Origin of the sequence: Allobranchiibius sp. CTAmp26 (assembly GCF_017565405.1) — a bacterium.
GTDB lineage: Bacteria > Actinomycetota > Actinomycetes > Actinomycetales > Dermatophilaceae > Allobranchiibius.
In genome coordinates this window covers 89,849-104,551 of the sequence record NZ_JAGEKR010000010.1, presented here as the reverse complement: position 1 = coordinate 104,551, position 14,703 = coordinate 89,849, and the positions used below count along the sequence as shown (strand labels likewise).

The window sequence follows — 14,703 nt, the reverse complement described above, 5'->3', positions numbered from 1 at the left end:
CGATGAAGAGGGCCGCGGCCGCGGTCAGGGGCGCCGGTCGTCCTGCGAAGCGTCCGACTCGATTCGGTCGAGCTCGGCCCGCAGGGCCGCGAGGTCGGCGTGCGAGGCGTCGCCCAGGAAGTGCGCGAACGCCGCCTGCCGCTCGCCACCGTCGAGGTCGGCGAGTGTCTGGTGCAGGGCGCGGGCTGTCATCTGCTCGCGGGTCGCGGCGGCGGCGTACCGCCAGGCGCGCCCGTCGCGGACCCGGTCGGCCATCCCCTTCTTGGCGAGCCGGTCGAGCACCGTCATCACTGTCGTGTAGGCCAGTTCGCGCTCCCTGGAGAGCGATTCGAAGACATCGCGGACCGACAACGTGCCGCCGGTCGGCATGTCCCACAGCCGGGACATGACCGCGCCCTCCAGCTCACCGAGCTCGGCTCGCCCACTCGTGGGCATGCGCCCCACCTCCGTCTTCCACATTCTCGCGGCCGAGCTCGATCACGCGGTCGCAGCCCTGCACGCCGATCTGCTGGTGACTGACCACGACCACCGAGGCGTCGCGGGTCGCATCGTGCAGATCGCGCATCAGCGCGGACGCGGTCGGGTGATCGAGGTGGGCCACCGGTTCGTCCAGAAGTATGACGCGGCGATCCGCGAGCACCGCGCGCGCTATGGCGATCCGGGTGCGCTCGCCGCCGGACACCCCTCGGGCATCGGATCCGAGCAGCGTGTCGAGCCGGGCAGGCAGCCCGGCGAGCCACCGTCCGAGGCCCGCGTCGATCAGTGCGCTCGCCACCTGGGCGTCGCTCGCGCCCGGGTGTGCGAGCAGCAGGTTGGCGCGCAGCGAGCCGGCGAAGAGATGCGGCTCGTCATCGACGACGGCCACGTGCCGGCGTACGTCGTCCGGTCGGCAGCCCAGCGCGTCGTGGCCCGCGACGTCGTACCGGCCGCGGCTCGGGTCGAGATGACGCGCGAGGACGGCGAGCACGGTCGACTTGCCGATGCCGTTGGGTCCGGTGACGGCGAGGTGCTCGCCCGGACTCACGTGGAGGTCGATCCCGTGGATCTGGTCCGGCCCGTCCGTCCAAGACGCGGCGATACCGGACAGCTGCAGGGTGGTCGGCGCGGGGATGTCGACGGAGCGGCCGGTGTCGTGGACGGCGGGCGTCTGCCCGGTGAGGGCGTCGAGCCGGCGGCGGGCTGCCTGGCCGCGGGCCAGCGCGCCGACGGCGTCCGGGATCGAGCCCAGGATGTCGGTCAGGGCGATAGGGCCGAGCACCAGCAGTGCGGCGAACGGGGCGCCGATGTCGCCGCTCGCAAGGGCGCTGCGCAGCATCAGCGCCATCCCGATCGCGGCGCCCGCGGTGAGCAGGAAGCTGAGGCCGAAGCCGGCAGCCCGCCCGCGGGCCTGCCGACGTACGGCACGCTCCAGGTCGAGCTGAGCGGCATCGAGCCGGGCGAGCTCGGTGTCGTCGCCGCGGATCGCCTGCAGCGCCGAGTTGTTCAGGCTGATCGCAGCGGCGCTCGAGGTCACCGCGCCCCGTGCGTCCAGGCTCGCGCGGTGGCCGGTTCGCTCGAGGGACCAGTCGATCGCACCGATAAGGGCCGCCAGGAGGGCGATCGCGACGACGACGGGGGCCGCTGGCGGGTAGAGGATCGCGGCCGCGATGGCGGCGACAAGGCAGGTCATGGCCGCAGCGAGCAGCGGCACGAGGCTGCGGACCTGCACGTCGACCTCGTCGTCCACGTCGCGCACCAGGGCGCCGAGCAGGTCCGCGCGGCGCCGCCGGCCCAGCCGAGCCGGGGTCAGCGGGATGAGGGTGCGGTAGAGGTCCGTGCGCCGGTGGGCGAGCAGGTGCAGGGCCGCGTCGTGGGAGCGGATGCGCTCGACGTACCGGAAGATCGGTCGGCCGATGCCGAACGCACGGACGGCGACGATCGCGGTGAGCAGGGTGAGGATGACCGGCCGGGTGCTGGCCTGCACGATGAGCCAGCCGGACGTGGCGGTCAGGGCGACCCCGCAGGTGGCGGCGAGCCCGCCGAGGACTGCGGCGCGCAGTACGCCCGGGGTGGGTCGCAGGAGCGCTCGGCGAGGACTCGGGACGGTGTCCGGCGCGGTCCCTTCCCGTCGGGGGGTAGGGATATCACCGGGGGGTGGGGCTATATCGCCACCCTTCGACGGCTGCTCCACCCCCCGATGAGGGGCGGTGGCGGGGAGCCGGAGGGGTAGGTCGATGCGTCGGTCGGCGACGGTCATCAGGTCCGGGTCGTGGGTGACCAGGACGACGGTTCGTGTGGTTGCCAGGTCGCGGATCATGACCTGCACGTCGTACGCCGCGGCAGCGTCCAGGTGTGCGGTGGGTTCGTCCAGCAGGATCAGCCGCTCGTCACTGAGGCGGGCACGGGTGAGCGCGAGCAGGGCGCGCTGGCCGGCGGACAGGCCGTAGCCGTCGTCGCCGAGGACGGTGTCGAGCCCGTCCGGCAGTGTCCGCAGCGGGGCGGGCAGCCAGTCGACGCCGTCCGGGAGCTCGCCACCGAGGTTGTCTCGCAACGTCCCCGGTGTGACGAACAGACGCTGAGTGACCAGATGTGACTCAGGCGCCGCTACGTCGCCGGAGGTTGGCGTGCGCAGCCCGGCGAGCAGCTCGAGCAGCGTCGTCTTGCCGCATCCCGACGGTCCGGTAACGGCCATGATCCCTGCCGCTGGCAGGTCGAGACTGACGTCGTGGAGCACGTCGGTGTCCGTTCCCGGGTAGCGGTAGGACAGGTCGGCGATCGCCGCACGAGGGACCGGTCCGCCACCCGAGGTGTGCGCCGTGGGCACCGCCTCGTCGAGGAGTCCGTCGATGGCCTCGGCGCCGTCGGCGGCGGAGTGGAACTCCTGGCCGACCCGGCGGATCGGCCAGTACGCCTCGGGCGCGAGCAGGATCGCCGTCAGCGCGACGGTGAGCGAGATGCTGCCGTAGGTCAGCCGCAGCCCGACGAAGACCGCGACGATGGCGACCGAGATCGTCGCGAGCAGCTCCAGGGCGGCCGAGCTGAGGAACGCCGTACGTAGCGTGCGCACGGTCGCCCGACGGTGCCGGTCGCCGACTTCCGCGACGACGTCGACCTGCGCGTCGGCGCGCTGGTAGTTGACCAGGGTCGGGAGTCCGCGCGTCACGTCGACGAAATGACCTGCTAACCGGTGCGATTCGGCCCACCGCGCCTGCGTCTCGTCGCGCGTGTGCATCCCGATGAGGGCAGCGAAGAGCGGGAGCAGCGGGACGGTCAGCACGACGATGAGGGCGGTGACCCAGTCGACCCAGGCCATCGCGGCGATCGCCAGCGGTGGCACGACCGCGGCGCTGACCAGGGCGGGGAGGTAGCGCGCGACGTACGGTTCGACACTGCCGGCTCCGAGGGTGGAGCGGGTGAGCATGGTGGTGGGGTCGGGGGACGTGTCGACCGGCCGGTGCAGCCAGGCGGCGAGCACCCGGCGCCGCAGCAGCCCCGCCACCCGCGTGCCGGCCCACGCTGCGGTGATCTCGCTGGCCGCGCTGAGCAGTCCGCGCAGCGCAAGCAGTGCCAGGACGGTGACGGCCCAGGCGGTGAGCGAGCGGCGTTCGACGAGCGCGACCACGAGGTGGGCCACCGCGACGGCTTGCGCGATCGCGACGACGCCCAGCGCGACGCCGAGCACGCCGAGGGCGGCGACTGGACCCCGGGTCTGCGGCACCTCCCGCAGCAGTCGCGGGTCGAACGGCGCGGCCATCAGTGACGCGCCTCCTGCAGTGACTCGGACGGGGCCAGCGGTGCGAGCGGGTCGTGCTTGGTGGGGAGGGTGCTGGCCGAGATCCGCTTGCGGAAGACCCAGTAGTTCCAGGCCGAGTAGCCGATCACGATGGGCGTCATGACGACGGCGGCGCCGGTCATGATCTGCAGCGTCAGGTGCGAGCTGGACGCGTTGGTGACGGTCAAGGAGTAGGCGGTGTTCGTCGTGCTCGGCATCACGTCGGGGAAGAGCGCGAGGAAGTAGGTCGCGACCGCCATCCCGATTGTGAGCATGGTGCCGGAGAACGCGAATCCCTCGCGCCCGCGGAGGTTTGCGGCGAGCGCGCCGAGCAGGGCCACTGCCGCGACCACCGCAGTGATCCAGGACCAGGTGGTGCCGGTGTGCACGTTGACCCAGCCGAGCAGGACGACGGCGAGGACGGCGCTGACCACTGCGGCCTTCATGCCGAGGGCGCGTGCGTCGCGTCGTACCTGTCCGTCGGTCTTCAGGGCGATGAAGAAGCAGCCGTGGGTGAGGCTGAGGGCGAGGATGGTGAGGCCACCGAGGAGGCTCCACGGGTTGAGCAGGGTGAGCAGCGTGCCGGTGAAGTCGCCCGCCTTGTTCAGCGGTACGCCGCGCACCAGGTTGGTGAGGGCGGTGCCGACCAGCAGCGGGGCGATCACCGAGCAGGTCACGATGATCGCGTCCCAGCGGCGTTGCCAGGTTGTGCCATGGCGTTTGTGGCGGTACTCCAGCCCCATATTGCGCAGGATGAGCGCGACCAGCACGAGCAGGAACGCCAGGTAGAAACCGCTGAACATCGAGGCGTACCAGGCCGGGAACGCCGCGAAGGTCGCGCCGCCGGCGGTCAGCAGCCACACCTCGTTGCCGTCCCAGAACGGGCCGATCGCGTTGAGCAGCACGCGTTTGCGGGTGGCGCCGTCCTCGCTCAGCTCTTCGTGCGAGCCCTGCGAGTCCCGGCCGAAGATGCCGAGCAGCATCCCGACGCCGAAGTCGAAGCCTTCGAGCATGAGGTAGGAGGTCCACAGCACCGCGATGAGGATGAACCAGAACGTCTCGAGAGTCATTGTTCTGCAGTCCTTTTCGTGGTGGTCAGTAGACGAACGACACGGGTGCGGGCGCCTCGTGCTCGTCGGCGGAAGCGGCGTCCGGGTCGAGCTCGGGCGGCGCGGGATCGGCGCCCCGGCGCGTGTAGTCCAGGAAGAGGCGCACCTCGACGACGGCGAGGGCGGCGTACAGGAGGGTGAAGACGACCATCGAGGTCAGCACGGTGCCCGCCCCGTTGCCGGAGACACCGGTCTTGGTGCTCATCACGCCGTACACCAGCCACGGCTGGCGACCGGTCTCGGTGAAGATCCAGCCGAAGCTGTTGCCGAGTACCGGCAGCAACGGCACCGCGATGCCCGCCCAGACCCACGGTTTCGCCAGCGCGGTGCGGCCCTTGCGGGTGGCCCACAGGACGCCGAGCGCGACGATCGTGGACGTCATTCCGACACCGATCATGAGCCGGAAGGACCAGTAGGCGAGCGGGATGTTGGGCGTGTAGACGGCGTCGGCGGGCTGGCTGTACGCCGCGGGCACGCCCTCGGCGCGGGCCTGCTTCTGCAGCTGGGCGGGCAGGCTCGCCTTGAGGTCGTTGATCCCGTCGACCTTGCCCTCGAAGCTGCCGGTGGCGAGGAAGGACAGCACGCAGGGCACCTTGACGGCGGCCTTCTGCGACTGCCCGTTGAGGGAGCCGATGGTGAAGAGGGAGAACGCGGCGCAGTGGTCCTGGGTGGTGTAGAGCGCTTCGGCGGCGGCCATCTTCATCGGCTGCACCTCGGTCATGATCTTGCCCTGGGTGTCGCCGGTGACGGCCACGCCCGCGCCGGCCAGCAGCGTGACGACGGCGCCGATCCGGGCAGCCTTGCGGTACATGAGCGAGTCCTTCGTGCCGCGGTGCTTGTGCAGCAGCCACAGCCCGACGCCCATCACGACACCGCCGCCGACGAGGTAGGCACTCGCCACGACGTGCGGGAAGGTGACCAGCTGCACCTTGTTGGTCAGCACGGCAACGAAGTCGGTGAGCTCGGCGCGGCCGGTGGCGGCGTTGTACTTCCAGCCGACCGGGTGCTGCATGAAGGAGTTGGCGGCGAGGATGAAGTACGCCGAGAGCAGGGTGCCGATGTGCACCAGCCACATGCACGCGGCGTGCGCCTTCTCCGGGATCCGGCCCCAGCCGAAGATCCAGACGCCGAGGAACGTGGACTCGAGGAAGAACGCGAGCAGCGCCTCGAACGCCAGCGGTGCGCCGAAGATGTCACCGAAGAAGCGGCTGTACGCCGACCAGTTCATCCCGAACTGGAACTCCTGCACGATGCCGGTCACCAGTCCGAGCGCGAAGTTGATGAGCAGCAGCTTGCCGAAGAACTTCGCCAGCCGCAGCATCTCCGGGTTGCGCCTCCGCAGCCACTGGGTCTCGAAGCCCGCGACCATCGCCGACAGGCCGATCGTGATCGGGACGAAGAGGAAGTGGTAGACGGTCGTGATCGCGAACTGCCATCTGGCGAGGTCCAGGTTGCTCACGGGGGTTCCCTCTCGGCGTGCGGTCTGTGGCTGCTTCCCACAGTACTACTCAACGTAGTACTACGCACACCGTAGTTTGCCTCGGTGCTCAGAGCCGGGCCACGGCGGCGAAAACCGGATGCTTGTGTGCCCAAGTCGGCCGTACGGTCGGCGGATGGCCGACCGGATCATGCACGTGCAGCTGAAGAGCGCCTACGACACCGACGGTGGCCCCGCCTGGATCACCCGGGTCCGCTTCACCCGGACGTGGCGGACCGCGTACGTCCACGGTCGGACGCTGAAGCGCGTGACCGGCACCTACCGAGCGAACTTCGACTCGAACTTCTACGACGTGGATAGCGGTGAGGGCTTCTGGATCTCCGGCCCGAAGCGGGATCGCACCGACGGCCGGTACTCCGCGCAGCAGCCCCCAGTCGACCCCGACGTGCGCGATGAGTACAACGCGTTCCTTGCTGGCGCGCCCCTGCCCGGCCGAGCGTCCGGCTGAACCGCGAACACGCAGTGGCCTGTCGCTAACCTCCGGTTGTCGTCGCCGGTTCTGGCGCGGCGGCGGCCCGTCAGGAGCTCGTGGCCGTGGGCTCCGTTCGAGATGCTTGCAGGACTTTCGTGAGCTACGTGCGTCCTACCGCCCAGATTGACCGCTCGTGCTGAACAGACCAACAGCTCATCAGGCAAGAAAGAGTCAGCGATGAGCAAACCATGCCGCAAAGACCGGCGTGACCGTAACGTCGAGGCGATGCCCGGCCCCGCAGCACGGCGCGCACGCGTCGCAGCGGCACGCAAGCGAACCCGCCTCGTCACGAGTAGCGATTCCTTTAGCATTGGCGCCGAAGCATACGAATCACGGGAGCGACTGAGACAGGCCTCAGACTCACCGCACGACGTGCAAAAAGATCCAGGAGCCACGACCGCCGGTGCGTCCACGTAGGATCCCCGCCAGCGAGTGACCCAATTCGCTGAATCGCTGGTGGTGTCGGGCAATGCGCTGACACCATGTCCTAATGCTTCCGGCGCTTAATCTGGATCAGGTCCTAGCGCGTGCTACTGCCGCAACTGACGCCACTGTCCCACTCGGGGAGCGTCTGGTCTCGCTACTGTTCGCTCCCCCACAGGCTCAGATATGGACCGAGCTTACGGGCTCGGAGGCCTACCTCAACGCGAGCACGAACACCCGCTGGGATCTGTTTTTCATAGGGGTGCCGTCTATGCCGCGACGACAGATTGGTGCACCCCTGCGCTGGCGTAGGTACTACCAACCCGAGAAGTTTTTTGAGGTGGAGCACGAGGTGTACCGCAAGCACGCCAACGCCCTTGAGCGCGAGGGCCTACCGGCTGCGCGCGCATGGCGTCACTCGGGTGGGACGGATCTGGTCAGCTTCCTTTGTCATCATGGTGAGCCGGATTGGCTGTCCCTCACCGCGTCCAGAATAGACAGTGCTGAATCGACTTTGACGTTGGCCGAGGTTGCCTCGGCTCAGGAACGCTGGAGCCAGGGCCGGGATGACCCCCTGTTCTGGGCTAGCCAGTTGAAGAGGCGCACCGACGGCCAGGACGGCCGGTTGGAGGAAGCACTGGAGAGGGCGGCGGCGGCAGTCGGTGCGGGCGTTTTGGCTGCAGCGTCATATGACCTGGTGAAGCAAATCTGGGAACGGCGATAGGTCGCCGGTGACGGTCACCCTTTGCTAGGGAGGGGCCCCTCAGTTCCGTGTGAATCTCAGGTATCCCGAGACGACAGTGTCATCCGTCGTTGTCCTCAGACGAGCTAGTGGACTGATACGCAGGCGCCCCGTCGACATCGAATACAAGCTGCCGGTTCTCGGTCTGCACCTCGAGCTTCGCGTTGTGCGGTGTCTGACTGTTGTCTGCGGTACGTGCCCGAACGCCCCCTTAAGGGGACGCGGCCGACCGCCTCGCTTCCGTGCGATCGTTCTTAGCACCTGGCGCGGCGCCACGGAAGCTGCCCCACGCACGAGACGCTCTCCGGAGGCTGAAGCCTGCGCCCTTCTGCCTTGTCAGCACGCGCGGGCCACCACGTCCTGTCGCCCAGATTGACGTTCATCGGGATCTTTAGGGCTCGCAGCACAGCTGGAGGGCGGCCATAGGGTCCCGACCGGTCGTTCACCGCACTGTCCTGCGGGACTATGCGTTCGACTGTGCCCGGTGCGCGGGTCACGCCTCTCTCGGCCTCTCCGACCGCGATCGCCCAAAACACGCGGGAACGAGCATGTCGCGAAAAATCTTCCGGCAGGAGGCTTTCACGGACCCTCGCGACGACGTCTATCAGGCAAAGCGGGCACAAACAGAAAGGAGCCCACAGTGAGCACTCACTCCGAGAGCGACACGACGTCCAAGCCGGATCACACCGACCACCCATTCAAGGTCATCTGTCGGTCCTTGGCGGGCCACAGCGACAAGGTGACGGTCAAGCCGTCCGACACCGTCGGCGAGGCCACCGACAAGGAGGTGAAGCGGTTCATCGCCAAGGGCTGGCTGACCGTCGGCGACTACTCGCTGAGCCTGCCGCGGTTCTCCAACAACGAACTCGACCCGTCGGCGACCTTCGGCGACCTCGGCATCGTCGAGGGCGACGTCCTGGTGCTGGTCAACCGCAAGCCCCAGGTCGACGGCGCCGGCATCACCCTCATCAAGTAGCAGGCTGTGGCTCTCCACCCGGCTGTCCTGGCCGACCTCCTCAACGCGGAGGTCGGCCGGGCCCGCTTGAAGCTAGGCGACCTGGCCGGCGATCTCCACCGGGACGGGTCGAACATCTTGATGACCCTGACCCGTGACGACGGCGAATGGAACCTGCTGCTGGACGGCGCACGCTACGACTCCGAACCGTTCGACGCGACACTGGTCGACGACGGTGGCCAGATTCTGGCGTTGGAGCGGTGGATTCCTGGCTTCCCGCTCGGGATACATCCCAGCCTTGGCGTTCCGTTCGTGTGCGTCAGCGGCACGCGCGGCTACTACGCCCACGAGAGCCACTTCACCGAGCGCTGGGACTCCCACCGCTTCAGCATGCGGCTCGACTCCTTGATCGAATCCCTGCTCCGGAAGGCAGGCATCCATGCGTAACCACCACAGGTCTCCGCCACCTTCAACGACGCCGCCGACCCAAGAGGCACCATTGGTGCTGACCTCGAACGTCCTCCAGGACGCGCGCACCTTCTTCGAGCACCGCGGCACCTTCGGCCTCGAAGGCACCGCCATGATCAAAAAGGGCACCGGCCTTGAGCTCGTCGTCCCACGGCAGAACGCGCACCGCGACGCCCACGGAAACGTCAACGTAGAGGTTCCCCGGGGAGGTCAGATGGACCTCGCCCTCGCGGTGGGCCCCGACGACTTGTACGTGGCGCGCATCCACAGCCACCCCGGCGATGCGTTCCACTCTGCCGCCGACGACGTTAACCCGGTCATCTCGTTTCAGGGCGGCATCTCGATCGTCGTTCCGTTCTTCGGGCTGGGCCTGCGGCGCGGCCTGGACGCATGCGCCGTCTACCAATTCTGCGACGGGTCCTGGAAAGAGCTGATGGCTGGACCGGATCGCGACCGCTGGATCGTCGCTGAGGAGCCGTCGTGAACTCCTGGGTCGAGGACCCGCGGCTGCGGCTCCTCGGAAGCCAGACCGTCGGCGGTCCGCAGGAGTCGGCTATCCAGGTTCTGCACCGTCTCGATGAGACCGAAGTGTGCGTGGCCGTGGCAGCGGACGCCAATGATGCTGCGCGCGTCGCTGTCGCGGCGTTCGTGACCATGATTGCCCGGCTGGTGCCGCGCGTCGTCGTCGTCGATTCGTCTGGCGACGGTCGCCTGCCGAATAACTGGTGGCAGGCGGCATCGTGGGCTGACCTGTTACACAGGCTGACGCCGGTGCGCCCCGTCACCGATCTGCCCGCCACCCGACAGATCTCGGTCGGTTTCGGCGTCGTCCAGCCCGTCTGCGATGTCTACGTCGGCGGCGGTGACTGGAACGTCGTTCTCGCCGACTACCCAGTCGTTTTGGAGATCGGCGCCATCCACGGCTTCGGGCTTCATGCCGCAGGGTGCCTGGCGGTCAGCCAGGTCCTCATCAAGGTCCTTGCCGACCTGGGCTTCCCGGGCGTGGAGGTGAGTGGGTCGGTTGAAACCAACCTGATCGACCACCGTCTGTGCCTAGTCGACGACCCCGACCTCCCGGTCACTCACCCAACCGCGGGGTTCGACGTTGCGCGGATCGGGTTCCTCGGCGTCGGATCGGTCGGCACCAGCGCGGTGGCCCTGCTCGCAACGGCATCGTCGCCGATGCTGAACGGATCGGCGGTAGCTGGGGCGTTGGCCGCAGCACTGGAGGTGACCGCGGTCGACAAGGACGTGTTCGACCCCGACCGGAACCCGTACCGTTACCCGGCCCTGTTGGGAGGCGAGACCGGCAAGAAGTCCACGGAGATGGTCAAGCGCCTCCTGCAGCTCGGGCTTACCGCCGAGGCTCACGACACGGACGTCTCCACCTGGAATACCAACAAGAAGGAACCCGGTTGGCATGGCGTCGTGATCTCGAGCGTCGACACTCTTAGCGGGCGGCTCGACGTCGCCGACGTGCTCAGCAAGGCGACCTTGTCTGCCGGGGTGTCTGGGACCGAACTTCACGTGCAGTGGGAGCGGTTCGCCGACGGGTTCGCCTGCCCGTTCTGCGACTTCGTCCGTGCTGAACCGCCACTCACTCAAGCCGGCGTGTACTCCCAGGTCACTGGCATCCCGATCCCGCGGGTGCTCGCTCTGCTCCAGGACGGAGCCGTCTTGGAGGCCTCCGACGTCGACATGGCGATCACGGCGGGCCGCGTGCCCGCGCCGCGACGTGATGCTCTGGTCAGCGCCCCGCTCAGCGACCTGATCCGTCAGGCATACGCCGAAGCCGAGATGCGTCCCCAGGGCGGCGACGCCGGTGCCGATGCGGCAAGCGGTGACAGCGACGTCGTCGCGGTGGCGTCGCCACAGGTGTCCTGGTTCGCCGGTACCCTGATCGCCGCCGAGCTGGTGAAGCACATGCTCGGCCTTCCCACTGTTGACCGACGGGTCGACCTCGACGTCGCAGGCCTGCCGGCCGGCATCGTGCGCCGACCGCACGCCGACAGCACCGGCACCTGCATCTGCCACTCCGGCGTACGCCGACGCTGGTATCGGAGGATGTACGGCGACCCCCCGGCGACTGAGGTGGGTCGTGCGGCGGATTCCTCTGTAGACAGAGCCGATAACTCACCCGTGCTGTCGGGGGCATCGCCGATACTTGAAGGATGACCGACGCGGTGGCCGACGACCTGGATGACCCAGGTGAGGATGCGCGCGTCTGCACCCCGTCCGACATCGCCGCCCAGTACCAGCAGCACCACGAGTGGCTGCGCAGGGTTGCGAACCGATTCTTCGACGGCAAGCGGCCCGACCTAGCCGACGAGGCGATGGGCGTGCTGTTCGCCCATCTCCTCGAGCTGGTCCAGGAGCGGAAGGTCACCGACCGGGGCGAGGGCTGGCCCGCCTACCTCCGCAGGGCGATCCTGAACCGGTGCATCGACCTGGTGCGCAGCGAGAAGAAGACGCGGGAGCGATTCCCTCCCGGTGACCCCGAAGAACCTCGCGTTATCGATCACGACCCGCTCGGGGATTATGTCGCGGCCGAGGACCTCGCGCGTCGGCGGCAGGAGAAACTGAACACAGCTGTCGAGAACCTGACCGAACGGCAGGTCATGATCGTCCGGCACGTCTTGAACGGAGAGACGAACAAGCAGATCGGCGAAGAGCTCGGCGTCACCGGTCAGGGAGTCGGCGACCAGCTCAGAACCATCATCAAGAAGTGTCATGAGGAGGTGACGAAGGATGAATGACCCGAACAACGAGAAGACGTCGCCCGCGACAGACCCGTTCGTCGAAGCACTGATCGACACAGTGGCCGGGCACCGGACGTCCGCCGACCTCACGGACGACGAACGTGACTTGATCGCCGCCATCGCAGAGTGGGCACCTGGACTTCCAGGAGCACTCGCCGAGCTCGACGCCGAGAGGGACCAAAGCGGACCGGCACCAGTTCGAATAGATGACCCGATCGCCCAGATGCTTGGCCTCGTGGAAGATCCGGCAGTTCTCATCAACGGCCGCCAGCTCGCCGCCATCCGAAAGTCAGTAGGCCTCACTGTCGGCGACCTGGCACAGCGCCTTAACAAACGAGGCTGGAACGTGACCACGAACACTGTCTTCTCATGGGAACGCGACAAGCTCAATCCGCCACCAGCAATCATCAACGCTGTCGCCGAAATCCTCAGCGCCGACGCTGACTCGATGTTGACGGCCATCACGCGGCCGGCTCATACCCTCGACGTCCTCTTCGACGACGCGATCATCGCCGCGTTCCTGGATGAATGGTCCCGGGAAAGTAACGTGCCCGTCGAACGACTCGCTGAACATTCAAAACGACTGCTTGCCACCGCTGGCAAACGCAACGCCACATCCGCGACACCCCAGACACTCCTGGCGATCCTTCAGCACCTCAAAAACCTGCCCAATTTCCAGGACCCGGCGTGAGCACTCGTCGCGACCACGCACGCCGCCTCGTCGAGGCCATCAAGCCGAGACAACGTGCCGCCATTGCCAGCCACCCCATCACTGGCATCAAGAGCCTGGGCTACACCGTGGTTGCGGAACCGACGCTCACCTCTCAGCGAGGCGCGGGCGGCTTATGCGACGGGCTGTCCTTCGCAGAGCACAGCACAGTCATGTACTCGCCGACCCCTGGCTCGAAAAAAGAGAACTTCACACTCCTTCACGAGGTTGGACACATTCTCGTCGAACGCGACGAGGATGCGCTCAACTGGCTGGCCGATCGTGACAACCCGGACTCGGAGGTGGAGCGCCTCTGTGAGGAGATCGCCGCTGATCTCGCCATTCCCGAGCGCATGGTTGATGACGTCGTCGGCACCGGCCCCATCACGGGCGAAGACCTAAAGGCGCTTGTTGCCCGGTCGGTCGCTAGTGGCCCGGCATGCGCGATCGCCCTGTCGAACCGCCTGTCTTCAGGGGCGGTCGTCATCATTGATCGCGCCATCGGCCGGGTCGTTCACTCAGCCCTGCGTGGCGACGACCTAACTGTCTACCCCTGGCGCAACACCGAAGTTCCAGTTAACCATCCGTTGCTGATGCTCCGACCAGGTGAAACGGCGACGCGAAAGACGTTCTGGGCCGACCAATGGATGCGCATACAGGAGTACTACGTGAGCGCCACCGCTACCGAGAAGCGGCTATACGCAATCTTCAGCACCACTGACCTCTGGGGAGTGGAAGTCTTCCACGGAGGTCATGCCCCACCCGCGATGTCAAAGGCACCTCGCCTCGGAATCCGCTGTCACTGCGGATACGTCGGTCGGGCATTCGGATGGCCCTGCACCACGTGCGGGCGCCAGTATTGCCCGAAGTGCGAAGAGTGCGACTGCCCACGACGCGACCGAGCCCAAGGCACATGTATCAAGTGCTTCCTCCAAGCACCCGAGCTTGAGAACGGCGTGTGCGGCGAATGCCGGTAGCTCAATCCCAGGGAAATCGTTGACTGGATGTGTTGACGCCTGCTTCACCATCTCTGGACCGACGAGTCGTGGTGCGTCCTTTCGCCGCCTGCGGGACAGGTCGAACACGCGCCCGTATCGAACTAAGGACCTCGGCTGAGTCCGAGAAGAGCCATCACAGTGGTCCCGACGACGCTGCGGGCCATCGTCGCACCCCGGATTTAACTTCCACGGCCTGCCTCTTAGCCAACTCCATAGCTGCCGGGAGTTCATGCAGGGTCACCTGATCCCACTGCTCCGCACTTGTGAACTTCTCCGAGTGCTTGTTGCCAACGCGCGTGGTGCCGAGCGTCATCATGAGAAGGGCTTCCACGTCGTTGATCGTGTTCCCGATGTTCGCGAGTAGCGCCTCGGGTCGCTTTTCCTTAACGAGCGTGATCCCAGTTGGTTGCCTCGGCAGCAACAGGGCATGGAATCCAAACCATGAGAAGTGAGTCCACTTCTTATAGTGAGGATTATCCTTCCCGCTGCTGAGTTTGGGCCTGGAATGTTGAGTCAGACGCTCACCAATCATTTGCTCGGCCACCTGGCCCACATAGTATGCACCCCAGGGATCATGCAACACATATATGCCAGTCTGCTCCCAGAAGTTTGTCAACCGATGCGTCGCGATGCTGCGGCCCCGCTTGCCCCATAGCTCCCTGTGATGAACCTCGTCCCAGGCCCAATGAAGGCCATACGCCCGAATGAAGCCAACGCCCGTCATCCCTGCCTCCTTAAGGTGCTCGCACGAATCGATGATGTGAGAGTAAATGAACGGCTCGCCCGCAATCGCAAAGGTGCCGGCTGATATCGCGGGCA

The 14,703-nt window shown here is 67.0% G+C and carries 14 protein-coding genes; 9 read left to right on the top strand and 5 right to left on the bottom strand.

Translation table 11 applies throughout. From position 1 onward, the window contains the following. Nucleotides 1-24: 24 nt before the first annotated feature. The 4 genes from J4030_RS06935 to J4030_RS06915 are packed head-to-tail and all read right to left on the bottom strand — an operon-like array spanning nt 25 to nt 6,319. Entirely contained in the window at nt 25-435 is a 411-nt protein-coding gene (locus J4030_RS06935; protein WP_208048484.1) for a BlaI/MecI/CopY family transcriptional regulator, read from the bottom strand. Next, a complete protein-coding gene (cydC, locus tag J4030_RS17875) occupies nt 404-3,733 on the bottom strand; it encodes a thiol reductant ABC exporter subunit CydC (RefSeq protein ID WP_243762989.1) in 3,330 nt (1,109 codons plus the stop codon). Before cydC ends, J4030_RS06935 begins: the two co-directional genes overlap by 32 nt. Beyond that, entirely contained in the window at nt 3,733-4,821 is a 1,089-nt protein-coding gene (cydB, locus tag J4030_RS06920) for a cytochrome d ubiquinol oxidase subunit II (protein ID WP_208048483.1), read from the bottom strand. Before cydB ends, cydC begins: the two co-directional genes overlap by 1 nt. 25 nt (nt 4,822-4,846) lie before the next feature. Further along, entirely contained in the window at nt 4,847-6,319 is a 1,473-nt protein-coding gene (locus J4030_RS06915; protein ID WP_208048482.1) for a cytochrome ubiquinol oxidase subunit I, read from the bottom strand. A 154-nt stretch (nt 6,320-6,473) separates the two neighbouring features. Here J4030_RS06915 and J4030_RS06910 point away from each other — a divergent pair, with 154 nt between their 5' ends. The 9 genes from J4030_RS06910 (at nt 6,474) to J4030_RS06870 (ending at nt 13,863) form a co-directional block, all read left to right on the top strand. Next, nucleotides 6,474-6,806 (top strand): hypothetical protein, encoded by a 333-nt coding sequence (locus tag J4030_RS06910; RefSeq protein WP_243762988.1) that lies wholly within the window; start codon nt 6,474-6,476, stop codon nt 6,804-6,806. 718 nt (nt 6,807-7,524) lie between these two features. Continuing rightward, complete coding sequence (locus J4030_RS06905; RefSeq protein WP_208048481.1) at nt 7,525-7,977, top strand: hypothetical protein; 453 nt, start codon at nt 7,525-7,527, stop codon at nt 7,975-7,977. 658 nt (nt 7,978-8,635) lie between these two features. Next, complete coding sequence (locus tag J4030_RS06900; protein ID WP_208048480.1) at nt 8,636-8,971, top strand: hypothetical protein; 336 nt, start codon at nt 8,636-8,638, stop codon at nt 8,969-8,971. 6 nt (nt 8,972-8,977) lie between these two features. Then, nucleotides 8,978-9,397 (top strand): hypothetical protein, encoded by a 420-nt coding sequence (locus J4030_RS06895; RefSeq protein ID WP_208048479.1) that lies wholly within the window; start codon nt 8,978-8,980, stop codon nt 9,395-9,397. Between the two features lie 55 nt (nt 9,398-9,452). Continuing rightward, nucleotides 9,453-9,902 (top strand): hypothetical protein, encoded by a 450-nt coding sequence (locus J4030_RS06890; protein WP_208048478.1) that lies wholly within the window; start codon nt 9,453-9,455, stop codon nt 9,900-9,902. Continuing rightward, nucleotides 9,899-11,593 carry a hypothetical protein gene (locus J4030_RS06885; RefSeq protein ID WP_208048477.1) on the top strand — a complete coding sequence of 565 codons (1,695 nt, stop codon included), beginning with the start codon at nt 9,899-9,901 and terminating at the stop codon, nt 11,591-11,593. Before J4030_RS06890 ends, J4030_RS06885 begins: the two co-directional genes overlap by 4 nt. Then, nucleotides 11,590-12,174: a sigma-70 family RNA polymerase sigma factor gene (locus tag J4030_RS06880; RefSeq protein ID WP_208048476.1), complete on the top strand. Its 585-nt coding sequence runs from the start codon at nt 11,590-11,592 to the stop codon at nt 12,172-12,174. The genes J4030_RS06885 and J4030_RS06880 overlap by 4 nt, the downstream gene beginning before the upstream one ends. Continuing rightward, nucleotides 12,167-12,868, top strand: a complete 702-nt coding sequence (locus J4030_RS06875; protein WP_208048475.1) for a helix-turn-helix domain-containing protein — start codon at nt 12,167-12,169, stop codon at nt 12,866-12,868. The genes J4030_RS06880 and J4030_RS06875 overlap by 8 nt, the downstream gene beginning before the upstream one ends. Beyond that, a complete protein-coding gene (locus J4030_RS06870) occupies nt 12,865-13,863 on the top strand; it encodes an ImmA/IrrE family metallo-endopeptidase (protein WP_208048474.1) in 999 nt (332 codons plus the stop codon). The genes J4030_RS06875 and J4030_RS06870 overlap by 4 nt, the downstream gene beginning before the upstream one ends. 154 nt (nt 13,864-14,017) lie before the next feature. On the opposite strand, the gene J4030_RS06865 is transcribed toward J4030_RS06870, so the two are convergent. Further along, on the bottom strand, nt 14,018-14,608 hold the full coding sequence (locus J4030_RS06865; RefSeq protein ID WP_208048473.1) for a hypothetical protein: 591 nt from the start codon (nt 14,606-14,608) through the stop codon (nt 14,018-14,020). Nucleotides 14,609-14,703 lie beyond the last annotated feature (95 nt).

Excerpts from the sequence above, each read along its gene's own strand:
- J4030_RS06935 (WP_208048484.1), bottom strand. The coding sequence starts at position 435 with ATGCCCACGAGTGGGCGAGCCGAGCTCGGTGAGCTGGAGGGCGCGGTC.
- cydC (WP_243762989.1), bottom strand. The coding sequence starts at position 3,733 with ATGGCCGCGCCGTTCGACCCGCGACTGCTGCGGGAGGTGCCGCAGACC.
- cydB (WP_208048483.1), bottom strand. The coding sequence starts at position 4,821 with ATGACTCTCGAGACGTTCTGGTTCATCCTCATCGCGGTGCTGTGGACC.
- J4030_RS06910 (WP_243762988.1), top strand. The coding sequence starts at position 6,474 with ATGGCCGACCGGATCATGCACGTGCAGCTGAAGAGCGCCTACGACACC.
- J4030_RS06905 (WP_208048481.1), top strand. The coding sequence starts at position 7,525 with ATGCCGCGACGACAGATTGGTGCACCCCTGCGCTGGCGTAGGTACTAC.
- J4030_RS06880 (WP_208048476.1), top strand. The coding sequence starts at position 11,590 with ATGACCGACGCGGTGGCCGACGACCTGGATGACCCAGGTGAGGATGCG.
- J4030_RS06875 (WP_208048475.1), top strand. The coding sequence starts at position 12,167 with ATGAATGACCCGAACAACGAGAAGACGTCGCCCGCGACAGACCCGTTC.
- J4030_RS06865 (WP_208048473.1), bottom strand. The coding sequence starts at position 14,608 with ATGACGGGCGTTGGCTTCATTCGGGCGTATGGCCTTCATTGGGCCTGG.